This is a genomic window from Pseudooceanicola nitratireducens (genome assembly GCF_900109195.1).
Taxonomy (GTDB): Bacteria; Pseudomonadota; Alphaproteobacteria; order Rhodobacterales; family Rhodobacteraceae; genus Pseudooceanicola; species Pseudooceanicola nitratireducens.
In genome coordinates, this window is sequence record NZ_FNZG01000001.1 from 656,045 (window position 1) to 678,517 (window position 22,473).

A 22,473-nucleotide genomic window follows, 5' to 3' on the forward strand; every position below is an offset into this window, starting at 1 on the left:
GGGGCCTCAGATCGGGTAGGTGATCTGCATCCCGTCGAAGGCGGGCGTGATGTGGTCGGGGGTCTCGGCCTCGACCGTCGCGTAATCCAGATCGATATGCATGTTGGTCAGCACGGCGCGCCTGGGCGCGGCGCGGTCGATCCAGGCCAGCGATTGTTCGAAATGCGAATGCGTCGGATGGGGATCGCGGCGCAGCGTGTCCAGCACCCAGCAATCCAGGTCCGTCACGGCCTCCCAGGCGGCGTCGGTCATCTTGGCCACGTCCGGCAGATAGGCCAGGTCCCGCACCCGGAAGCCAAGCGCGTCGATCGACCCGTGGTTGACCGAGAAGGGCGTGAAGGTGATCGACCCGCCCGCGCCGTCGATGACAAAGGGGCCGTCATCAATAGTCTTCATCTTTAGGATCGGCGGATAGGGCGAGCCCTCGGGCTGGACGAAGGCATAGGCAAACCGGTCCAGCAGCGCGGCCTGGGTGTCGCCATCGGCCCAGACGGGCAGGCGGGCGCGCATGTTGAAGACGATCATCCGCAGGTCATCCAGCCCATGCACGTGATCGGCGTGGGAATGGGTATAGACCACGGCGTCAAGTTCACCGACGCCGGCATCCAGAAGCTGCGACCGCATGTCGGGCCCGGTGTCGATCAGCACGCGGGTGGTGCCGCCGTCCTGTTCCTGTTCGACCAGCAGCGAACAGCGCCGCCGCTGGTTGCGCGGGTTCGCGGGATCGCAATCGCCCCAATGCCCGCCAAGGCGCGGCACGCCGCCCGAGGATCCGCAGCCCAGGATGGTGAACCTCAGCTCTCCCATCAGGCGGCCTGCGCCTTCTGCCAGTCCACGGCCTTCCAGAACAGTCGGTCGAAATTGGCCTGGGTCGCGGCTGCGAAGTCTTCCAGCGACAGGCCGAAGGTTTCAGCGCCGACCTTCGCGGTGTGCATCGTATAGGCCGGTTCGTTGCGCTTGCCGCGGTGCGGGGGCGGGGCCAGATAGGGGCTGTCGGTTTCCACCAGGATCCGGTCTAGCGGTGCGGCGGCGAAGATGTCGCGCAGCTCCTGGCTTTTGGGGAAGGCGGCGATGCCCGACATCGACAGGTAGAAGCCCAGATCCAGTGCGGCCCGCGCCAGTTCTGCGGAAGACGAGAAGCAGTGCATCACGCAGCTGAAGGCGGCATTGCCGTGTTCTTCGGCCAGAATGCGGGCCATGTCGTCATCCGCCGCGCGGGCGTGGATGATCAGCGGCAGACCGGTTTCCGCCGCCGCCTGACAATGGATCCGAAGCGAGTCCTTCTGCACCTGTGCGCTGTCGGCGGTGTAATGGTAATCCAGCCCGGTTTCCCCGATGCCGACCATCTTGGGATGGCGCGCGATTTCCACCAGTTGCTCGACCGTGACGGCGGGGTGATCCGCCGCCGACATCGGGTGCACGCCGAAGGTGTGGAAGACCTGAGGATGCGCCTCGGAAATGGCGCGGACCTTGTCCAGCCCCGAAAGCTTGGTGCAGATCGACACCATGCGGGTCACGCCGGCCTCGATCGCGCGGGCGATGACGGCCTCACGCTCTTCGTCGAAATCGGGGAAATCCAGGTGGCAATGGCTGTCGGTGATCTGAATGTCAGAGGTCATGAAGGCCCGAAGGTTTGGGGATATCCCGGACCGATCAGGCTGCCTGACCGCCGGCAATGGTTTGAAGCTTGAAGACGGTATCAAGGATCAGCGCGGCAGGGTCAAGGTTGACCGCCTCGCCGTGGCGCAGCCGGGCGCCGATCTCTTCTGCGCCGGTGGCCCAGGCGCGCCCCACTGCGGGCGAGGGTGACAGGCGCATCAGCATCTCGGCCTCGCCCGGCGCGGCCTCTTGCGCGGGGGGCTGGCCGATGGCCCCGGTGCGGGCCAAGCGGGCCAGGGCAAAGTCGATCAGGTGATAGATCAGCGCGCGGGTCTCTTCGCCGCCGCGCCCGGCGGCCAGATCCGCCAGCGCCTGCGCACGCGCGGCATCAAAGCGCGGCATCGTGGCCAGAAGGCCGACCAACCCGGCATAGATCTTCAGCCCGTCCAGCGTCACCATGCGCACCGCTTCGCCGACGGACCCGCCGGCAAGCTCGGCCAGGGCGGCGGGATCGCCCGGCACCTCGATCTCGGCCTGGGCCAGGGCGTCGGTGATCAGGGCAGGGGCCATTGGCGTCAAGCGCAATTCGCGGCAGCGCGACCGGATCGTCGGCAACAGCCGCGACGGCTGATGCGAGATCAGCAGAAGAACGGTACGCGCGGGCGGTTCTTCCAGCAGCTTGAGGATCGCATTGGCGGCGCTTTCGTTCAGGTCGTCCGCGCTGTCGATGATGACCACGCGCCGCCCGCCATCGGCGGAACTGAGGCTGAAGAACCCCTTCATCTGGCGCGTCTCGTCGACGCGGATTACCTTGGAAAACTTTCCGTCGGCGGCGTTCTTTTCGCGATCCTTGTCCGAGGTGCCCATGCCGCCCCGGCGCAGCAGGAACAGCCCGGGCTCTGCCCCGGCCTGCACCCGTCGCGCGACCGGATGGTCGGGCGCGATGTCCAGCGTTTCAGGCGGCGGAGGGGCCCCGAACAGCCCGTCGCCCTCGTCCATTGGGGTGGCGATCAGGAACCGGGCGATCCGCCAGGCCATCGTCGCCTTCCCGACGCCGCGCGGTCCGGTGATCAGCCAGCCGTGGTGCAGCCGCCCCGAGGTATAGGCGGTCAGAAACGCCGCCTCGGCCGCGTCCTGGCCCAGCAGATGCGGGGTTTCGCGGGGGTGGGGCGCACCTTCGATGCGATCGGGTTCGGGACGGTCTTCGGCGCTGCTCATGCAGGGTCTTCTGCCATGACCTCGCGCGCGACGTCCAGCACATCCGCCGCGACCTGATCGGGGCTGCGCGCACCGTCGATCACGCGGAAACGGTCGGCGTATTCATCCGCCAGGTTCAGGAAGCCCGCGCGCATCTTGCGCTGCAGGTCCGCGCCGAAATCCTCGAACCGTTCCTCGGTGCCCTGGCGGCCCTTGGCGCGGGCCAGCCCGACCTCGGGGTCCATGTCGATCAGCAGGGTGATGTCAGGCTCGATCCCGATCATCAGCCGGTGCAGCTTGTCCACCATCGCGCGCAGGTTGCCGCGCGACAGGCCCTGATACATCCGGGTGCTGTCGGCAAAGCGGTCGCAGATCACCACGGCCCCGCGATCCAGCGCGGGCTGGATCGTGCGTTCCAGGTGGTCGCGGCGCGCGGCGGTGAACAGAAGGATTTCGGTGCGCGCCGACCAGCGGTCGGGATCGCCCTGCAGCACCAGCGCGCGGATCTCCTCGGCCCCAGGGGAGCCGCCGGGTTCGCGCGTCAGCACCACCTCGCGCCCCTGGGCGCGCAGGGTTTCAGCCAGCATCCGGGCCTGGGTCGACTTGCCCGAGCCGTCGATGCCCTCGAAGCTTAGGAACAGCCCGCGTTTCAAAGCAGGGCGGGGGGTGCCAGCGGCGGCACCGCTGCTCATGAGGCGGCCTCTTCGCTGGCGGGCTCGGTCGTCTCGGCGTCGGAGGCGTCGGGCTTGCCGCCGCCGATCTCGGTCAGCAGGTGATCCAGCGCGGTGGCCATGGTGGTCATGAAGCCACCCTTGGCGACGGTTTCACCGGCGACCAGCGGCACCCGCGTTTCGGGCAGGCCCTCGGGGGTCAGGATCAGTTCCGCCACGCGGTCGCCCTTTTTGACGGGCGCGGTCAGCGGGCCGGTATAGACCACCTCGGCCTTGATCTCGGCCCCGGCGAGGGTGGGGACCAGCGTGTTCAGATCCTCCTGCGGGGTCAGGGTCACGGTCGGCACCTGGCCCATGAAGACCTCGGCCTTGGAGATCGTCTCACCGGCTTTCAGAAGCGTCTTCTGGGTGAACTGGCGAAAGGCCCAATTCACCACCGCCTCGGATTCCTGGGCGCGGGCGGCGGTGCTGCCCAGGCCCGACAGAACAAAGACCACGCGGCGATCGCCCTGGCGTGCGGATCCGACCAGGCCATAGCCCGCCTCTTCGGTGTGGCCGGTCTTCAGCCCGTCAGCCCCGATCCCCAGACCCAGAAGAGGGTTGCGGTTGGTGTTGTTCGACGCGGCGCGGCCGTCGAAGTTGAAGGTCTTCTGCGAGAACATCGGGTAGAAATTCGGGAAATCCTCGATCAGGCGGGTGGCCAGAAGGCCCAGATCGCGCATCGACATGCGATGCCCCGCCGCCGGCCAGCCGTTGGAATTGGCGAAGGTCGAATTGGTCATCCCCAGGGCCTGGGCGCGCTGCGTCATGTAGACGGCAAACCCGGCCTCGGTCCCGTCGGGCGACAGCGCCTCGGCGATGACGGCGCAGGCGTCGTTGCCCGACAGCACGATGATGCCCTGCAGCAGATCCTCGACCGTGACGCGGTCGGTGGTGTCCAGGAACATTGTCGAGCCGCCATAGGACATGGCATGCGACGACACCGGCAGTTTTTCGTCCAAGCGCAGCCGCCCGTCGCGAAGCGCCTCGAAGGCGATGTAAAGCGTCATCAGCTTGGACATCGAGGCCGGCGGCAGCGGCGTGTCGGCGTTCTTGGCCAGCAGCACGGTGCGCGTGGTCACGTCATAGACATAGGCCGCGCGGGCCTGGGTGTCGAAGGCGCGCGCAGGCTGCGCCAGGGCGGCAAGCCCGATGGCAAGGCCCAGCATCAGCGGGGCCATCAGCCGGTTCGTGGCGCGGGCTTTCAGCGCGCGCAGGGATCCTTGGGGGCGGCGAATGGAACGGGTCATTCTTCCTCCTTCAGGCGGCGCGCCTGACAGGCGCCTGGCGGGGCTGCCCCCATCAGTTGGTCACCGCGTAAGCATCAGTAAATCCGGCCGCCTTGACCTTTTTCAGCAGGGCGGCGCGTTCATCGGTCGTGGTGGCGGGGCCGACAGTGACCCGCCAGAAGGTTTTCCCCTGCGACGATTGCTCAAGCACATTGGGGATCATCCCCGCCTGACGCATGGCGACGGCGGTGTTCTGGGCGTTCTGTTCGACACTGAAGATGCCGATCTGCAGGTAGGGTTTCGCCAGGGCCGAGGCCGGTTTGGCCGGACGGGCGGCGGGTTTGACCGGGGTCGCCTGCGATTGAGCCTGAGCCTGAGCCTGCGCGGCCGGAGCGGCATCCAGCGTGGCGGTCTGCACATCCGCCGGCGCAATCGACCCGGTGGCGATGTCGCTGCCTGCGTCAACGGCGGTCTCGGCCGCGGTATCCTTCTTCTTCCAGAACCAGCGGCGTTTCTTCTTGGCGGCGGGCTCGCCCGCCTCTGACATGGCGGTCTCGCTGGCGGCGCTTGTGTCCAGCGTCGCGGTCTCGACCTCGGCCGGGGCAGGCATGGACGAGGCCACGTCGGTCGAGGCAGGTTCGGTCACGGCGGGTTCGGGTGCAGAGGATTGCGGGGCAGGGGTGGGTTCGACCGTCGCAGGGGCTGTCGGCACCTCTTCGCGGCGCAGCGCAGTGACCTGGATGTTCACCGGCTGGCCCGCCAACATGCCAAGTGCCTCGGCCGCATCGGACGAGACCTGGAAGCGCGGCCCGGCCCGGTCGAGCGAGGGTTTGAACAGCGCGCCAATGACGAATTTGTTGTTCGCGGTGTTGCGGATCAGCGCCCGTTCCGGTTCGCTGACGTCCGGATGTGCCACCCAGACCCCACCAAGCGAGGGGCGGCCATCCCAGAGACCGGCCTCGGAGGCCTCGAAGACCTCGGGGGCCTCGACGTCGCGTTCCACCAGCCGGGTCGATCCGCCCGTACCCGCCGTGTCCGCCCCGTTCGAGGTGAAAAGCGCCCCGCCGCCACCGGTTTCGGTGCAGGCCGTGGCCAGAACAAGCAGGCTGACGCCCGCCAAAAGCCTCAGCCCTGGCCGGCCGGTGTCTGTCATCCCGAGTGCCATTCTTCGCCCCTTTCCCGCGCGCGGGTCCCCGCGCGGCCGATGTGATCGGCCTGCCCTTTGTTTTCGGGCACTCTAGCCAAAGCGCGGGCGTCTGAAAAGTCCGGCCGGACGGGTCGGCGAAAAATCCCACCAGAACGTGAACGGCCCCGCATGGGGGCCGTTTCAATCGTGGTGTCGTCCCGGCTTAGCCCCGGCGGCGCAGCGCGCCCAGGGCCCCAAGCCCGCCGATCAGCAGCAGCGCGGGGGCCGGCAGCGGCACCGCAGGCGCGGACTGGCGGGGATCGATCCACTGGTTGTTGACGATGCTGGCGTTGGCGTCCGTCACCGAATAGCCCGTGGCGTCAAATTCGAAGGCCGTGGGTGCAAAGCTAAGCGTATTGCCGCCCAGTGCAGCCGCCAGGCCGCTGGCGGTCTCATGCGCCGTGTAGCTTGCGCCGCCGCGGAAATGCAGCTGCACCTTCACCTCTTTGGTCGGGTCGATGGTCAGCCAGCCGCTGGTCAGTGCGGCATCCAGGCCCTGACTGTCGACGGCATTGCGCGTCAGGCTGTTCGATGTGGCAAAGGCCTCGGCCTTGGCGGACATGTCGGTCGACCGCTCTCTTTTCAGGTTCCAGTCGAAGTAGGACACGGTCAGGATCGCCTCGAGCGATGCGGTGGCGGTCGCGGTATAGCTGGCGATGAACTGCCGCGCTTCGACCACGCCATGGGCCAGCGCGTTCACCTTCATCCCGACCGGGCCATTGGCCCCCGGCGGGGTGGCCAGGTTGAAGGTATATTGCGCCCGCGCCACCGCCTGGCCGGTCGAGCTTCCGTGGTCCATGCCCGCATTGGCCCCGCCGCTGACGGTGATACCCACGTGGCCGGCGCCGACCCCGGCGTTGGAGGACATGTCGCAGCCAGAGGTGCCAGTCGCCTTCGCGGCCGCAACGGCACCGCCGGAATTGCTCCAGGGGTCGGTGTGAGTGGACGTGCTGCCGCAGCCGCCGGCAGACGCCTGGGCATAGGATTGAACCGATGCGGCCTGAGACGTGGTGCCGGCAAGGCAGGCAAGGCCGATCAGGCCGGAAAACAGGATGTGTTTCATAAAGGGCGTCCCTGAAATTGGTTGTGTTCGAGTAATGGTCGGGACCCTAGCAAAGGCTTTTCCGATGCGACAAGGGGATTCTTGTCGCATTGAAAGCCCTGCATTCCCGTCTTCCAGAATCGCGGATCACCCGCTAGACCACCCCGACGCGGAGGTTTGGCAGAGTGGTCGAATGCACCGGTCTTGAAAACCGACGGGCGTGGAAGCGTCCCCAGGGTTCGAATCCCTGAGCCTCCGCCATCTCACCTTTATGCTGAGTACGACTTCAATGCTTGTTTTTGGTTTTTCCCTATAACTCATGGGGTTGGCGTTCTATTTGGCGTATCTTGGATTTCCTTCGTTTGCCGCCATTTTGTTTCATTGGGTGGTATGAAATGTGGTATAAATATTGGCTCTTTCCGGAAAGCTGACGAAGAAGCTGGTGGAGAATCTTCAGGCTGGCCGTCATGGCGATGGCAATGGCCTCTACCTGGTGGTGGATCCTTCCGGCGCAAGGCGATGGATCGTGCGGGTCGTGGTCAAGGGACAGAGAAACCGCAAAGGCGGGCCTCTGCGTACTGACTTCGGCTTAGGGAGCGCGGATCTTGTCACGCTGCCTCAGGCCAGAGAACGTGCTCTTGAATACAGGCGCATGGCACGACGGGGCCTGAACCCAAGGTACAACGGCAAACGGGAAGCGCCAACTTTCGAAGAAGTGGCCCAGCAGGTGCATATCGATCGCTTGCCGACCTAGAATAACGCCAAGCACGGGACGCAGTGGATCAATACGCTTCGGGACTATTCCTTCCCGAAGATTGACCAGATGCCGGTGGACAGTATCGGGCAACCCGAAGTGTTGATGTGTCTGTCGCCAATCTGGACCGAAAAACACGAGACGGCCCGACGATTGGCGCAGCGCATAAAGATCGTATTGGATGTGGCCAAATCCAAAGGGTTTCGTTCAGGTGAAAACCCCGTCTCTGCGATACGCGATGCCCAGGTTCTGCGCAAGGTGAAGGCGAAGCCGAAGCATCACGTTGCAATGAAGTGGCAGGATGTCTCGGTTTTCTTTGCCGAACTTGCAACAAAAAAGGCGATGTCGGCGAAGGCCCTGATGATGACGTGCCTGTCGGGGTCCCGAACCGGCGAAGTTCTGGGGCTGCGATGGACAGAGCTTCATTTCGATGATCGCATCTGGATCTCGGCAGCATGCTTTGCATGCGCCTGCCGGGCAATGGATGGCCGTAGACCTTGCCGCTGTCCACCCACGCCTCCTTCAGCATCTCGGTCTGCCGCTTGTCTTCTTGGGCTCGCCTGCTCAGCGGTGCCTTCAGCCAGGCATAGAACCCGCTCGGCTGTATGCGCAGGCAACGGCACATGGCCCTGATAGAGAACTGCCCGCGATGCTCGGCCACGAACGCGTATCTCACTTTGCATCCCTGGCGAAATACGCGGTCGCCTTTTTTAAGATATCCCGCTCCTCCGTCACTCTCAGGAGCTCACGCTTGAGCCGACGGATCTCAGCCTCTTTCTCGGCGTCACCAGATGACGCCTTCGCGAACTTCTTCTTCCAGGAGTAGAGCGAGTATTGGCTCACGCCCAGACGCTCGGCCACCTCCCTGACCGGGTAGCCCCGCTCCGTGATCTGCGCGACGGCGTCTCTCTTGAAATCGTCGCTGAACTTGGTGCTGCTCACCATGGCCTCCTTGCCTCAAAATTAGCAAAGAAGGCGTCCACGATACACGGGGCTATTCAAATCGACACCATCAACGGTTGCGACATAGCTCCCGTTTTTACCTCCCATAAGGATATCTTTTTTGCAACATTTCGAGTTATTTTGGCACGCAGAAGCCTGCGCTCTCAATTGTGAAGGCGGCGTCTGAAAATGAGTGGCTAGACATCCTAGCAGATCCATCTTCATGAATTGTGATTAGGTGTAGTGTGTTCAGGAAAATATCTGAAACATACGATACCGTATTTATGGTATCTGGGTTATCTATATCCAGTTGTCTAATTGCCGGAATTGAACTTTCTGGTAGAGTTATTTGAGGCCTTTTCCCGTCCTGTTCGTCTATCAGAATGCGAAAATTCGCATCGTTTTGACATTCGGATTCTTCATAACATCTTGTTGGAAAAGAACAGCTGAAACCGCTGCCAGTGGTTTCAGCTGTCAAAGCGTTGGCCATCCCGAAGACGGAACATGCGGCTGATATTATCCAGAAATCATTCATCATTTTACTTGCTGTGCTGGCGAATGTGCCATGCAATGCCCCTTGCTCGCGTTACTTGTCGAGCTACTCAAGTACGAATGAGCGGAAAATCGAGCTTCGCCGTTCTCAAATATTGTAATGAGGTGAACAGTGCTGTTCTTTAGTTGAGTGATATATGCCTCAGTCCCTGAAGTGAATTTGGGCATCTTTTCCTTCATTCTTATTACCGGAAATGCACTGCTGTTTCGAAGGGTGGCCACGTGTCGGTTTTCGTCTATTTTATTTATTGTTATTTCAAGAGGTTTTGCGCTTTCGCAACTAGAACCACCGTAGCAAATTTTTTGAAATATACATATATAGTCCTCTGCTTTCGCAGTGTGAGCGAGAGGGAGTATGGCAATGATTGCCGCCACAGTGGGGATTTTTTTATGCCGTCTCAACATAACTTCCTCCGACGAACTTATATCCGATGCGCTTGGCCAGTTTATGGGTTTGAGCGAGGTTCACATCGGACGTGACATGGAACAGGATTTCTTTTACGCCCCTGGCCTTTGACCAGGTTTTGACACCCCGAAACAGACCAAGAGCAATTTTGCCGCCAGACAGGGATGACCTGATGGTGCGGGAGACATTCATGTTGTGGATGGTGGTCAGGAGAACATCCGATCCGATATGATATTCGCCAACAGAACAGTAGACGAAGCCAACCGCCTGACCGTGCCTTTCTGCTATCATGACCGCATGGTGCTTTTGATCTTTGAACGCGGCTCTTGCGATCTTAAGAACCTTATCAGCGTTGAACGGAATGTAGCCAAACCTGCTTTCTTTGTGTGCCTTTCGAGCAAGTCGCACGATAGCTGGAAAATCAGAATCGGTCGAGGCTAGTCGAAAAGATAGTTCTGTATTGGCGTTCTTAGCGGCGACGCTCTCACCCTGTTGTGTCGGCTGTAAAATCTTAAGCATTCATGTCCCAATAGACGTATATCAAAACGGTTAACCTTTGTTTTCCGTAGACGGTGGTTTTTGTTACGTGCAATCTGAGCGTGAGCGGTCAACAGCTTAGGTGTTCCAAAAACTATGACAAAACGCTTGGACTTTTGGAAAATATTTTTGGCATAATGCAGTATGATTATTGGCTATGCCCTCTGACCTGCCCCCCCCTCCCGCACGAAATCCCTCACCGTGATGTAAAGTCTGCGCCAACTCTGAAGGAGCAGACACATGCGAAAGAGCCGTTTCACCCAGGCACAGATTATCGGGATGATCAAAGAGCAAGAGGCCGGCATACCGACTGCGGAGGTGTGCCGCAGGCACGGTCTGGGCACGGCGACATTTTATACGCTGAAGGCCAAGTATGGCGGGATGGAAGTGTCTGAGGCGGCCAGGCTGAAGGCGCTCGAAAACGAGAACGCCAAGCTCAAACGCCTGCTGGCCGATACCATGCGCGGCAACGTCGTGCTGAAAGACTTGCTGGGAAAGAGCTGACGACATTGACTAAGCGGCGAGACGCGGCGCTCCAGGTGATGCGGGATCATGACATCTCGCAGCGCAGAGCCTGCAAGTTGGCTGGTGTCGATCCTAAGGCAGTTCGGCGAGAACGACGGCCGGACTGTGCTGAGATCCGCAAGGAAATGCAGGAGATCGCCGGCAAGCGACGTCGGTTCGGCTATCGCCGGATTGGCGTCCTGCTGGAACGCAAGGGCCTGATCATGAACCACAAGAAACTTCACCGGATTTACCGGGAAGGGGGACCGTCAGTGAAGCGACGACGTGGCCGGAAGCGCGCGTGGCGTGCCCCCATCGGGTGGTCCGGTTTGATTGTTAGTGCATCGTGGGCCGGTGGTCCATTGGAACGATGCTCTGTCGCCTGGCGGGCGGTAGCCCAGAGAGTTGTGTGCCCTGACCGTGTTGTAGTGGATGCGCCATTGCTCGATCAGGATTTGCGCTTCGCGCAAAGTGTAGAACATCTCTCCATTGAGCAACTCATCGTGGAACCGGGCGTTGAAGCTTTCACAATATCCGTTTTCCCAAGGTGATCCTGGCTCGATATAGGCCGTCTTGGCTCCAACGGCTGCGATCCAGTCCCGCGCTTTGTGAGCGATGAATTCCGGGCCGTTGTCGGACCTTATGTGTTCCGGCGGGCCGCGCAAGATGAACAGGTCGGTCAGTGCATCCAGCACATCTAGTTGAGTTAAGTTTGCGATCGACACGGATCATCAGCGCCTCCTTGATGTACTCGTCTATGATGTTGAGTGTGCGGTAGGCACGACCGTCGATGGTGCGGTCCTGGACGAAGTCATAGGGCCAGACGTGGTTCGGCCGCTTAGGTCGCAGGCGCACGCAGGAGCCATCGTTCAGCCAGAGCCGCCCCTTTTTCTTCTGCTCTTGTGGGGCCTTCAGCCCTTCACGTCGCCAGATGCGCTCGACCCGCTTGTGGTTCACGTGCCAGCCTGCATTGTTCAGCAGGCCGGCAATCATTCGATAGCCATAGCGGCCGTATTTGTCGGCCAGTTCGATGATGTCGTCGGTCAGACGATCTTCATCTGCACGGCCCTGGGGCACATTGCGCTGCGTAGACCGGTGTTGCCCGAACGCGCGGCAGGCGCGGCGTTCCGATATGCCAAGCTCCTGCTGCACATGGTCGATGCACTTGCGGCGACGTGAAGGGCTTAGAAGTTTCCCTTCGCTGCTTCACTCAGAATGAGCTTGTCCAAGGTCAGATCAGACACCGCTCGACGCAGCCGCTGGTTCTCTTTTTCCAGTTCCTTCAGTCGCGCGAGTTGTGACCGCTGCATCCCGCCGTAGAGCTTCCGCCAAAGGTAAAGCGTTTGCTGCGTCACGCCTATCTGGCGCACTGCCTCGGAAATCGTCGCGCCTTGTCCTTGCAGAACTTCAACCTGCCGAAGCTTCGATACTATCTCTTCAGGCTTCTCTCGCTTCCCAGCCATCGCTGATCCTCCATTTTGAGGGATATCCTATCCCAGTTGGTGGACCACTTTCAGGGGGCTACTCCAAGGTAAGCAGGGCGCGCCCGTCGCGGAGATTTGCCGTAAAGTGGGCATTAGCCAGACGATCTACTTCAATTGGAAGAAAAAGTATGGCGGGCTGTTGCCGGACGAGAACACGCGGCTGGAGATGATCGTGGCGGATCTGACGCTGGACCGGGAGATGTTGCAGGACGTGATCCGGCGAAAGCTCTGATGCCTGGATGTCTGCGAGAGATCGTGACCGGGATGTGCGTCGAGTGGGGCTTGTCGATAAGGATGGCTTTTGGGGCCATCAGATTCGACACGCCCAGCACCCACTGCATATCCCGGCGGACGCACCAGGCTGCCTTCGAAAGGTGGATCAGGGAGATCTGCGAGACGTTTGTGCCGTATGGTTATCGCCGTGTGCATGTCCTGCTGCGACGGGAAGGATGGATGATCAACATGAAGAAGGCCCGTAGGGTTGACAATGAGTTGGGCCTTCAACTCCGGAACAGGCAACCGAAGCGCCGGGTGAAGTCCAAACTGCGGGAGGACCGTCAGGAAGCGGTCAAGCCGAACGATTTCTGAGCCATGGATTTCGTGTAAAATCAGCTCGCCATGGGTAAGAGGCTCCGCATCTTGACGGTAGTGGACACCCATTGCCGGCTCTTTCCGGCGGCCGATCCCCACTTCGCCTACCGACGCGAGGATTTCGTGCAGACGTTGGAGAAAGTCTGCGCGAAGATCGGCTACCCGAAAACCATTCGTGTGGACAACGGCAGCGAGTTCATATCGCGCGACCTGGAGCTCTGGGCCTATGCCGACAACGTCACGCTGGACTTCTCACGGCCCGGCAAGCCCACAGACAACGGGACCACCTCTGGCTTCAACAGGAAGCTGTGCTCGGAGTGCCTGAACGCGCACTGGCTTATGAGCCTTGCCGCCGCCTGCGAAAAGCTGGAAGATTGGCGTAGACGCTACAACGAAGACCGACGTCGCAGTGCGATCGGATACAACGGCCCGATCGCCCCATGCATTATCACGATGGCGTAACCGGCCCGTCATTGTGAGAGAGCTGGTAAATTCCAGCTTCCGGCGATCAAGAGTTGGGGAGCAGTGCGGTGGCATCATGCAATAGTCAGCGCCCGCACCAAGGTCGCGACCGTATGAAGAGAATATCTTAATAGCTCAGTCAGCGACCGACCCAACTCAGAGCTTTTGACGCTGTAATTTGGTCTAGTGTCGTGTGTGGTTTTTTATGTGGTATGTTTGATTTTCATACGTAAAAAATAACTTTAAATCAAATTTTTGCTGGTTGAGTGTAGATGACTGAGCCGTCCGCCATCTCACCTTCAGGGCTATGAGGTCGGTCAGTTTTGTCCGTCTTCGACGCCTGGGGCAAAGCTGGGGGCGGTCGGCTAGGACCTTGCAGCGCTGGTTCGGACTGTTCCGGCTGGGCGGGTCGACCTGGGTGCGCATCCGGCAGCACCCTGCCACCTTTCCTCTCATTTGATCGGGCGACTGCCAGACTGTCCCGTGCCTGCGTTTCGGGCACAGCACAGCTGTGCACCGAGATCCTAGGGCGGCAATCGGCACCGGCCGCAAGGAAAATCCCGCTGGCCTCCGGTCTCGGTGACAGTGTAGTCCAACCCCATGAGCCGCCTGCTGCATCGCCAATTTCTGCTTTGGACGACCGTGATCATCCTCACGATTGGCAGCGCTGTGTCCGCCGCCATGATGGCCCCCGATCGCACCGATGCGACGAAGGCGACGCTTGCCATGCTGGGCATGACCCTGGACGACATCTGCAGCGATCATGCGCATGCCGATCAGTCCCATGATGAGCATGAGCATCGTTGCCCCTATTGCCACCTTCTGTCCGAAACGCCCCTGCCGACCCCGGTCACAATTGCCTTGGTCCTGATGCCCTTCAGTGGCTGGCAACAGGCGCGGGACCTGCATCGCCGGGCGCAGGCGCGCGATCATGCGCGGTCGCCACGGGCCCCTCCGGTCTTCATCTGATCGCGGCCCTGACGGGCCTTCCGACCAGTCGCGGCAGATGCCGCAGTTCAGCGCAGGCAGCAGGCAGGACAGCCTGACCGCTCGGCTTGCGCGATCCGATGGAGATACCAATGACTTCCAACACCTTTTCCGGGGCGCGTGTTGCGCTGACCGGGTCCTTCGCCACAGCGGGGGCACGCAGATGACCGACACCACCACTCGCGCGGCCTCGTCCGCGCTGTACCGCGCCGTCTGGCGCTGGCATTTCATCGCGGGGCTGCTGGTCCTGCCCTTCGTGATTATCCTTGCCGTGACGGGCGGGATCTACCTGTTCAAGGACGAGATCAACAACGCAGCCTATCGCGACCTGCGGGTCGTCGCGCCCACTGACGGCCCGGCACAACCCGCGTCGCAGATCACCGCCAATGCGCTGGCCGCCCATCCCGGCACGCTGAAAGCCTATCATCCCGCCCCGGCACCGGACCGCACGGCCGAGGTGAAGATCCTGGGCGAGGACGGGTTGAAGAACTCGGTCTTCATGAACCCCGCGACCGGAGAGGTGCTTGGTACGCTTTGGGATGCCGGGGCCTCGGGCAGCCCGGCGATGCATGTCGTGCGCAAGCTGCATTCGCTTGAATACGTCGGCTGGTTCGGCAACCGGGTGATCGAGGCCGTCGCGGGCTGGATGGTGCTGTTGACTGCCTCCGGCGTCTACCTGTGGTGGCCGCGCGGCAAGAAGGTCGGCACCGCGACGATCAAGGCCAAGAAGGGGCGACCCTGGTGGCGGGACCTGCATGCTGTGACTGGAATTTATACCGCCGGGTTCATCGTCTTCCTCGCCATGACCGGGCTGCCCTGGTCGAAGGTCTGGGGCGGGTATTTCTACGACAGCGCCTATGCCCTGGGTCTGGGCATGCCGGATGGCTATTGGTCGGCCTATCCGTCCTCGACCGTGCCAGCGGGCGAGGCGCTGGATCGCACGCCCTGGATCATGGAGAAACAGGCGATGCCCCAATCGGCGGCGGCCAACGGCGTGCCGGCCGGGATCGATCAGGTGGTCGCCACGGTCGAAACGCTCGGGATCGCGCCGGGCTATGCGCTGAACATGCCGTCCGGGGACACGGGCGTCTTTACCGCATCGGTCTATCCGGACGACATCACGCAAGAGAGGGTCATCCACCTGGATCAATACACCGGTGAGGTCCTTTATGACGCCACGCTTGCGGACCTCGGGGCGCTTGGCTGGGCGGCCGAATGGGGTGTCTCGATCCACATGGGGCAGGCCTTTGGGCTGGCGAACCAGCTGATCCTGTTGCTGTCCTGCGTTGCCATGGTGGTCATGTGCGTTGCGGGTGGTGTGATGTGGTGGAAACGGCGGCCCTCTGGTGCGCTTGGCGTGCCGCAGATCCCGGCGGACTGGCGCATTCCGCGCACCCTGTTGGTCATGGCGATTGTGGCCGGTGTCTTCTTCCCGCTGGTCGGGCTGACGCTGATCGTCCTTGCCGTTATCGAGGGAGGCGTGCACCTGCTGTCGCGTGCCAAGTTGCGCGCGGCCTAGCGGCCCGGACCGTCCCGCCATCGCGGGGCGGTCCATATCATGCGGCCAGTGCCTGCCGCATCACGCCGGATGTTCGGGTGGAAGATCCTCGGGCTTGGCAGCCCCGTCGAAAAGGGCGCGCCAGGCGCTCAGGGTCGGCGTCTCTCCGTCCTCACGCGCGGCCTGACGGATGGCGATCCGCACGGCGGCCCGCATGTGCCGCCCCGGGGGCGGGGCAAAGACATCGGGTTGACTGCCCGCTGCGATCAGATCCCGCACCAGCGCCTTCAGCTCGGCCTGCCCGGAGGGGGCCCAGTCCCGGAACAGCGCCTGGAACGCGGCAAAGGCCGCGGGATCCCAGGGCTTGTCCCGACCCAGCTGATCCGAAAGCGCGCTTGCCGGATGCAGACCCGCGACTGGCACCAGCCCGTCCGGGATCGGCGTGTTGGCGGAATGTGTTCGTCCCGTCGCCATGAGTTTCGGCAGGATATGGGTGTGCGGCCCGACGGGGGATTTGCCGCCCGTGTCCGGCCCGCCGATTTTCTGGAACACCTCGACCCGGCCGATGCGGGTCACGGCGATACGGTGAGGATGGGCGGCCAGGATTGCGGGCATCGCGGGGTTGCCTGGCGTGAACAGCGACTGTCCCTCGGCCTGTGTCAGGACGTCGATCAACTGCGGGTCATCGGTGCGGATGCAGAAATCGACCTGAGGCTGGTCAAGCCCCATGTCGAACAGCATCGCACCGCGATGTTCCGGCAGCAGCGCACCATGATCCGGCCCAAGCGCGGTCAGGACCTTGTGGCGTGACATGCGCGCCGCCGCCTCGGGCAGGCACAGCGCAACGCTTTGCCCCCATCTGTCGGGCTTCGGGCTAAGGGTTTCATAGGCCACCGCCGTGCAGTCCGTCAGATCGGTAAAGGCCACGCCGCCGCGATCGGTGACCCGCGTGAAGACGTCGGGCCAAAGCGCACCGGGGTCCCCTTCGACCTGGTGGAATTCGGCAATCGCACCGAAGGACCCCATGGACCAGCCGGTCTGCCGGTCATTCAGCGCGGTCAGGATCACCTTGCCCAGTTCATGGGATGTTTCTTTGGGGTGTCCATCAGGCATACTGCCGTCGCCGGTTGTCGATAATCCAGTCGCGCGCGCCCGCCAGAACGGCGGCATAGGTGGCGTGGCCGATGGCCTCTCCTATGTCGGTGTGCAGGCCTGTGTAATCCGCCGGTCCGCGGGGCGCGGCCATGGCGATGCAGTCGGTGCCCGTGCCGGTTGCGCGGCCCGTCGGCAGGTCGACGCCTGCGTCGATCACGGCGGCGGTCCGGGCCTGGGCGATGATGGTCAGCGCCTCGATCATCGCCTCGGTGGTCAGGCCCCGGTTCAGACGGACGGCAATGTTGATCGTGCCCCAGGACTGCGCGCTGCGGTCCAGCCGCGTGCCAACCCGTTCGGCATTCGAAAGCCCCACGGTGGCAACCGCGATGGCGCGGGTTGTTCCGGCCTGGGCGTCCCTTTGCACATGCGATGCGATGCTGCGCGAGGTCAGGAAACAGACGGCATCCGTGGCACCGCGCCCGGCCAGCTGCTGCGCCAGCCAGTCGCGCGCATCAAGGCGGGGCGGCAGATCGGCATTGCGAACCTCGCGCCACAGGATCCGGCGGGCGGTGACGAACCCGGGCCGATGCGGCGCATGGCTCAGCACCTGCATCTCGGCCCCGAGGTCGAAATCCAGCCAGGGCGCGGAATGCACGACCGTCATCGGATCACCTGCGTCGGCTGGAACACGGGGCCGTCGGGCGTGTCGGCGTGAAAGGCCCGGATGTGAAAGGCGCGGGCCATAAGGTCGTCGGTCAGCACCTGCGCCGGCGGGCCGTCGGCCAGTATCCCGCCCTTGACCAGCAGGATCAGCCGGGTGCAATGGCGGGCGGCAAGGCCCAGATCATGCAGCGACAGGATCACCCCATGGCCGTCGCGGGCAAGGCCCGCAAAGGTGTCAAGCGTTGCGATCTGATGTTCCGGATCCAGCCCGGCGATCGGCTCATCCGCCATCAAAAGGGGTGTTTCCTGCGCCAGGGCCCGGGCGATCAGCGCGCGGGCCTGTTCGCCGCCCGAAAGACGCGTCGCGGTGCGGTTGCGGAACGGGTCAAGGTCCATCCGCGCGATCGCGGCGTCCACCGCAGCCCGGTCGGCCACGGTTCCGCGCTGGCCATGGGGCATACGGCCCAGGGTCACCAGCGCCTCGACCGACAGGGCCCAGGCGATTTCGCGCGATTGCGGCATCCACGCCGCCTGCCGCGCGCGCAGAACGCGGGGCAGGGCAGCCAGGCTGGATGCGCCCTGAGAGGGGATCAGCCCAAGCGCCGCGCGCATCAGGGTCGATTTGCCCGCGCCATTGGGGCCGATCAGCCCGACCAGTTCCCCCTGGCCAACGTCGAAAGAGACATCGCGCAGGACAGGCCGACCGCGCAGCGTGACGGACAGGTTCTTGACCGACAGAAGGCTCATACCGGGGTCCTCCCCGTGCGCCAGACCAGGTGCAGGAAGAAGGGCGCGCCAACCAGGGCGGTCAGCACGCCAAGCTTCAGGTCACGCCCCGGCAGCACGACTCGAACCGCGATATCGGCGGCCAGCAGCATCGCCGCCCCGCCTAGCGCCGAGGTGATCAGCAAGGGCCCGGGCCGCGCGCCGACCAGGGGGCGCAGCACATGCGGTACGATCAGCCCGATGAATCCGATGGCCCCGGCCACCGCCGTGCCCGCGCCGACGACACAGGCCGTACCCAGAACCACTTGCCAGCGCAGCCGGACAAGGTTGATCCCCATGGAGGCGGCGGCATCTTCGCCCAGGGTCAGCGCCTCAAGCGGGCGGGCCAGCGGCAGAAGAAGCGCCCAGCCGACCACCATGATCGGCAGGGCCAGCCAGACATGCAGCATCGACCGGTCAGTCAGCGACCCCATCATCCAGAAGACGATTTCGTTTGCGGCAAAGGGGTTGGGCGAGAGGTTCAGCACAAGCGAGGTCAGCGCCCCGGCCATGGCGGAAATCGCGATCCCCGCAAGGATCAGTGTCAGCGACCCGCCGCGTGGCCCGGCCAGCGCCAGCAGCAACAGGACCGCGATGACGGCCCCTGCCAGGGCCGAGAACGGCAGCGCCAGCGCAAAGGCGGCCGAGAGCCCGGTCTGGATCGACAGAACCGCACCAAGCGCCGCCGAGCCGGACACCCCGATCAGCCCCGGTTCCGCCAGCGGATTGCGCAGATAGCCCTGCATCGCCGCCCCCGCCAGCCCGAGCGATGCGCCGATGGCCACGGCCAGGATCATGCGGGGCAGGCGGATTTCGCGCATCACCAAAGTCAGCGGGCCCTCATCGCCGGCAACAAGGGCGCGCAGGCTTTCCACGGGACCCACGCCCGCCGGTCCGATGACCAGCGAGGAAAGGCAAAGCACCACGATCAGTGGCACGAGGATCAGCATCAGGGGTTTCATTCGGCCTCCATCCGGCGGCGGGTGTTTCGCATGTCGTCAATCGCCCGCAGCACGTGCGGGGTGCCGCAGATCCAGTCGCGATCCGTCAGCACGGCCCCGACCGAGGTATTGCGCAGCGCCTGAACGGCGGGATGATCCAGAACCTCTTCGGATCGTGACGCACCGGGGTAGGGGCGGCCGGTGATCACCGCCTCGGGCTGTGCCATCGCCAGAACCTCAAGCGGCAGATGCCCGCCCGAGGGCAGCCCGGCCTCGGCCGCGATATTGGTGAACCCGGCGGTGGCGATGATCTCTCCGGCCAGGGTCTTATCGCCCGAGGTATAGCCGTTGGCGTAATACAGCGCCGCGCGCGGGCGGCGGGCGACCTCATCACGCAGGGCGGTGAGGCGGGTGTTGAAATCGGTCACCGCCGCTTCGGCAGCGTCCATGCGCCCAAGGGCTGTGCCCATCTCGCGCAGCCGGTCGGGAATGTCGTCCAACCCATAGGCCGGGCGCAGGATCACGACCCGAACGCCCAGCCGGCGCAGCATGTCCACCGTTGCGCGGGTCGAAAAGCTGCCCGCGATGACCAGATCGGGCTGCATCAGCCAGATCTCCTCGGCCAACCCGCGATTGATGCGATAGGCCTTGGCGTCCTCGGCCATGGCTGACCCGCGCGGGTCGGCGGCCAGGTGGCTGACCGACAACAACTGGCCCGGCGCGGCCAGCATCATCGCCAGCTGATCAGTGCAGAGGTTCATCGAAACGACCCGCTGCGGTTGGACGGGCAGGGGCACCGCCGAGGGCTCCATCGGGGCCGCGTGACCCTGGGCGGACGCCGGTCCGGCCAGGGCGATCATCGCGGTCAGAGCCGCCAGTAGGGTGCCTATCCTGCCCATCCTGCCCATCCTAACCTCAGAAGCTGGAGCTTAGCCCAACATAGACCGTGCGGCCGCGCGATGCGTAGCCCCAGCTGTCGGAATAGGCCGTGTCGAAAAGGTTCTCGACCCGGGCCGTCAGACGCAGGTTCGCGTTGACCTCATAGCTGGCCGCCACATCGACTGCCCAATAGTCCGGCAGCTGTGCCGTGGCATAGGACCCGAAGTACCGCGTGTCGAAATTGCCCGCGACATAACGTGCATCCGCCGAAAGGGTGCCGCGCCCGCCAAAGGTGGTCAGGGTCGCGCCAAGCGCCAGTTCATGCTTGGGGCGGCGCACCTCGACCGAGCCATTGGGGTTGGTCGCGTCCAGATAGGTATAGCCGAACCGCAGGTCCAGATCCTCGGTCGCGGCAAAGCGGCCCGAGATCTCGATGCCCTGACGTTTGCTGTCGCCGGCCTGGTTGGCATAGCTGTAGGTCGTCGGCCCCGTCTGCACGGATGTGATTTCGTCGGTCAGGGTTTCGTTGAAATAGGTCACATCCACGAGGCCGCGCCCTTCGGCAAAGGGAACCTCGACCCCGATGTCGAAGGACCGGTTGCGTTCGGGGTTCAGCGCCGGATTGCCCAGATAGGTGATCCCGCTCCAGGTCGAATTTGAATACAGTTCCGAATAGCTGGGGTTGACCACCCCGGTCCCGGCCGAGGCATGCAGCCGCACGCCGCTGTCCATCTGATAGGACACTGCGGCGTTCCAGGTCACGCTGTCCCCGAAGACCGAGTTGTCGTCATAGCGGGCGCCAAGTTGCAGATCCAACCCACTGTCAAAGCTGCCCCGGTATTCCAGCGCAAGAGAGTCGTTCTTCCGCGCATAGACCGGGTTCGAGGACGCGCTGTCCGCCTCACGTTCGGCCAGCAGGCTTAGGATGTGGCCACCTTCGGACACCGCGCCATCCAGACCGTAGGACAGGCGCAGCTTGGTGGCCTCGCCCTTGGTCACGGTCGGGGTGAAGCCGTTGTAGCCCTGGGCATTTTCCGTGCGTTCATGGGACAGCCGTCCTGTCAGCCGCCCGCCCAGGGTTTCGTATTCGGCATAGACCTGCATCGTCTTTTCGTCACGGTTGCTGAACTGGCTGGGGTCGTCCACGACATAGCCAGACGGGGCCGTCGCGCCGCTGTTGGTGTTGTCATAATCGTACCGCTCTTCGGATGTGCGGTAGGTGAAGCCAAGCGTCAGCCCCTTAGCCACCTCGTAATCCCCGGCAAGGGTCAGGGTCTGGCGGGTGATGCCATCCTTTTCTCCGTCCGCGCCGGAGTAGTCCCAGCCTTCGTCGTCCCGCTTGGTCGCACCAAGCGACAGCCCGCCGCGATCGTCGCGGAAGGCAACAAACCCCGAAGCCATCCAGCCCGCGCCGTATTCCGCGCTGCCGCCGTATTCGAACCCGCCCGTGCCCTTCTTGGTGATGATGTTCACCACCCCGGCCGAGGCGTTGGAGCCGTAGTAGACCGACTGCGGCCCGCGCAGCACCTCGATCCGCTCGATGTTGGCGGTTTCCAGACCGGTCAGGATGTATTCGCCGTCACCACCCGCGGCCTCGACCCCGTCGATCAGGATCAGCGTGTGGTTGCCTTCACCACCCCGGATCCTGACCTGGGTAGAGCTGTGGCCGGTGCCGTTCACGGAAACACCCGGCACGGCACGCAGCGCGTCCTGCACCGACAGGATGCCGCGCTCTTCGATCTCTTGCGCGGTGATCACGGACGCGGCCCGGCCATAGCGTGCGGCTTCGATCGGGGTCAGCCCGCCCGAAATGATGATCGGAGACAACGTAACGGTGTCTTGCGCGTGCGCCGGTGCCGACAGGGCAACAGCGGAAAGGGCCGCGAAAGCGGCCGGGATGGTCTTGGTCATATCTGTCCCTTCCCTGCGACCCCGCAAAACACGGGACCCGCATGGCAATGCAAAAGATACCGATGGAAGGGAAATGCCCCGCCGCCGGCGTTGAGATGCCACCACGACGGAAAGGTCCGCAGCCTCGAACGCGCCCCGCGTCCGGACAAGGTGATCGGCGTCGGCAGGTCTCCTGACTTGCGGGTCAATGCTTGGCCGGGTCTTCCCATCCAGCCCTCATGTTCGGGGCAGGGACAGTGACGTTGTCCGGCTTCGCTCTCCGCTTACAGTTGCGGGGGCAGTCGCGGAATTGGGCCTGAACCCGCACCGCGTTCCCTTTTCACCAGACGCGCGAACGTCCGGACCGAAGCAGTGCGGAAGCTATCGACGGCATGCGGCGGCGGCAAGCGCGGATTTCTCCGGGCGCGACAACGTCTGGGCAAGTGCGGAATTGCAGTGGGGCTGAACCGCTTCTGAGCAAAGGACAAACCGGGCGCGGGTAGGGGGGCGGACCCCGTGAAGCCAAGGATTTGGGGCCGGTCTGCATCATCCCGAACAGG

General features: G+C 63.4%; 17 protein-coding genes, 1 tRNA gene, 5 pseudogenes and 1 riboswitch. Of the genes and pseudogenes, 7 read left to right on the plus strand and 16 right to left on the minus strand.

Translation table 11 applies throughout. The annotated features are described in order from the left end of the window. Window positions 1-6: 6 nt before the first annotated feature. The 7 genes from BMX99_RS03080 to BMX99_RS03110 form a co-directional block, all read right to left on the minus strand. Window positions 7-807 (minus strand): MBL fold metallo-hydrolase, encoded by an 801-nt coding sequence (locus BMX99_RS03080; RefSeq protein WP_093447095.1) that lies wholly within the window; start codon window positions 805-807, stop codon window positions 7-9. Continuing rightward, entirely contained in the window at window positions 807-1,619 is an 813-nt protein-coding gene (locus BMX99_RS03085) for a TatD family hydrolase (protein ID WP_093447097.1), read from the minus strand. Before BMX99_RS03085 ends, BMX99_RS03080 begins: the two co-directional genes overlap by 1 nt. 34 nt (window positions 1,620-1,653) lie before the next feature. Further along, window positions 1,654-2,817 carry a DNA polymerase III subunit delta' gene (locus BMX99_RS03090; RefSeq protein ID WP_093447099.1) on the minus strand — a complete coding sequence of 388 codons (1,164 nt, stop codon included), beginning with the start codon at window positions 2,815-2,817 and terminating at the stop codon, window positions 1,654-1,656. Continuing rightward, entirely contained in the window at window positions 2,814-3,488 is a 675-nt protein-coding gene (gene tmk, locus BMX99_RS03095) for a dTMP kinase (protein ID WP_093447101.1), read from the minus strand. Before tmk ends, BMX99_RS03090 begins: the two co-directional genes overlap by 4 nt. Further along, the gene (locus BMX99_RS03100; protein ID WP_409371766.1) at window positions 3,485-4,687 is read right to left on the minus strand and encodes a D-alanyl-D-alanine carboxypeptidase family protein; all 1,203 of its coding nucleotides are present in this window, start codon (window positions 4,685-4,687) and stop codon (window positions 3,485-3,487) included. The genes tmk and BMX99_RS03100 overlap by 4 nt, the downstream gene beginning before the upstream one ends. A 121-nt stretch (window positions 4,688-4,808) precedes the next feature. After that, entirely contained in the window at window positions 4,809-5,900 is a 1,092-nt protein-coding gene (locus BMX99_RS03105; RefSeq protein ID WP_244525599.1) for an SPOR domain-containing protein, read from the minus strand. Window positions 5,901-6,084: 184 nt separating this feature from the next. Then, window positions 6,085-6,984, minus strand: a complete 900-nt coding sequence (locus tag BMX99_RS03110) for a VPLPA-CTERM sorting domain-containing protein (protein ID WP_093447103.1) — start codon at window positions 6,982-6,984, stop codon at window positions 6,085-6,087. Window positions 6,985-7,134: 150 nt separating this feature from the next. Between BMX99_RS03110 and BMX99_RS03115 the strand changes: the two genes are divergently transcribed. The 3 genes and pseudogenes from BMX99_RS03115 to BMX99_RS20075 all read left to right on the plus strand — a co-directional run. Continuing rightward, window positions 7,135-7,224 (plus strand) — tRNA-Ser (locus tag BMX99_RS03115). A gap of 148 nt (window positions 7,225-7,372) precedes the next feature. Continuing rightward, complete coding sequence (locus tag BMX99_RS19845) at window positions 7,373-7,717, plus strand: Arm DNA-binding domain-containing protein (RefSeq protein ID WP_244525598.1); 345 nt, start codon at window positions 7,373-7,375, stop codon at window positions 7,715-7,717. Between the two features lie 15 nt (window positions 7,718-7,732). Continuing rightward, window positions 7,733-7,930: pseudogene (locus BMX99_RS20075) on the plus strand (phage integrase central domain-containing protein); the annotation flags it as partial. A 271-nt stretch (window positions 7,931-8,201) separates the two neighbouring features. Here the strand turns inward: BMX99_RS20075 and BMX99_RS03125 are convergent. Both BMX99_RS03125 and BMX99_RS03130 read right to left on the minus strand, forming a co-directional pair. Beyond that, window positions 8,202-8,662: pseudogene (locus BMX99_RS03125) on the minus strand (transposase); the annotation flags it as partial. Window positions 8,663-9,599: 937 nt separating this feature from the next. Next, window positions 9,600-10,136 (minus strand): GNAT family N-acetyltransferase, encoded by a 537-nt coding sequence (locus BMX99_RS03130; protein WP_093447105.1) that lies wholly within the window; start codon window positions 10,134-10,136, stop codon window positions 9,600-9,602. Window positions 10,137-10,394: 258 nt separating this feature from the next. On the opposite strand from BMX99_RS03130, the pseudogene BMX99_RS03135 reads away from it, so the two are divergent. Beyond that, window positions 10,395-10,960 (plus strand): annotated as a pseudogene (locus BMX99_RS03135) (transposase); the annotation flags it as partial. Here the strand turns inward: BMX99_RS03135 and BMX99_RS03140 are convergent. Beyond that, window positions 10,928-12,121 (minus strand): annotated as a pseudogene (locus BMX99_RS03140) (IS3 family transposase). The pseudogenes BMX99_RS03135 and BMX99_RS03140 sit on opposite strands and share 33 nt — an antisense overlap. A 22-nt stretch (window positions 12,122-12,143) precedes the next feature. Here BMX99_RS03140 and BMX99_RS03145 point away from each other — a divergent pair. From BMX99_RS03145 to BMX99_RS03155, 3 genes and pseudogenes are all read left to right on the plus strand, one after another. Next, window positions 12,144-13,195: pseudogene (locus BMX99_RS03145) on the plus strand (IS3 family transposase). A gap of 600 nt (window positions 13,196-13,795) precedes the next feature. Further along, complete coding sequence (locus BMX99_RS03150) at window positions 13,796-14,164, plus strand: DUF2946 family protein (protein ID WP_093447107.1); 369 nt, start codon at window positions 13,796-13,798, stop codon at window positions 14,162-14,164. Window positions 14,165-14,345: 181 nt separating this feature from the next. After that, window positions 14,346-15,701 (plus strand): PepSY-associated TM helix domain-containing protein, encoded by a 1,356-nt coding sequence (locus tag BMX99_RS03155; protein ID WP_093447109.1) that lies wholly within the window; start codon window positions 14,346-14,348, stop codon window positions 15,699-15,701. A 60-nt stretch (window positions 15,702-15,761) separates the two neighbouring features. On the opposite strand, the gene BMX99_RS03160 is transcribed toward BMX99_RS03155, so the two are convergent. From BMX99_RS03160 to BMX99_RS03185, 6 genes are read right to left on the minus strand one after another with little or no spacing between them, the layout of a single operon-like run. Beyond that, window positions 15,762-16,793, minus strand: coding sequence for a DUF6925 family protein (locus BMX99_RS03160; RefSeq protein ID WP_212632878.1), 1,032 nt, complete (start codon window positions 16,791-16,793; stop codon window positions 15,762-15,764). Continuing rightward, entirely contained in the window at window positions 16,786-17,439 is a 654-nt protein-coding gene (locus BMX99_RS03165; protein WP_093447111.1) for an adenosylcobinamide amidohydrolase, read from the minus strand. Before BMX99_RS03165 ends, BMX99_RS03160 begins: the two co-directional genes overlap by 8 nt. Beyond that, window positions 17,436-18,185, minus strand: coding sequence for an ABC transporter ATP-binding protein (locus BMX99_RS03170; RefSeq protein WP_093447113.1), 750 nt, complete (start codon window positions 18,183-18,185; stop codon window positions 17,436-17,438). Before BMX99_RS03170 ends, BMX99_RS03165 begins: the two co-directional genes overlap by 4 nt. Further along, a complete protein-coding gene (locus BMX99_RS03175) occupies window positions 18,182-19,165 on the minus strand; it encodes a FecCD family ABC transporter permease (RefSeq protein ID WP_093447115.1) in 984 nt (327 codons plus the stop codon). Before BMX99_RS03175 ends, BMX99_RS03170 begins: the two co-directional genes overlap by 4 nt. Then, window positions 19,162-20,043, minus strand: coding sequence for an ABC transporter substrate-binding protein (locus BMX99_RS03180; RefSeq protein ID WP_244525597.1), 882 nt, complete (start codon window positions 20,041-20,043; stop codon window positions 19,162-19,164). The genes BMX99_RS03175 and BMX99_RS03180 overlap by 4 nt, the downstream gene beginning before the upstream one ends. Window positions 20,044-20,059: 16 nt before the next feature. Further along, window positions 20,060-21,934, minus strand: coding sequence for a TonB-dependent receptor plug domain-containing protein (locus BMX99_RS03185; protein WP_093447120.1), 1,875 nt, complete (start codon window positions 21,932-21,934; stop codon window positions 20,060-20,062). 145 nt (window positions 21,935-22,079) lie between these two features. Continuing rightward, a riboswitch (cobalamin riboswitch) is annotated at window positions 22,080-22,297 on the minus strand. Window positions 22,298-22,473 lie beyond the last annotated feature (176 nt).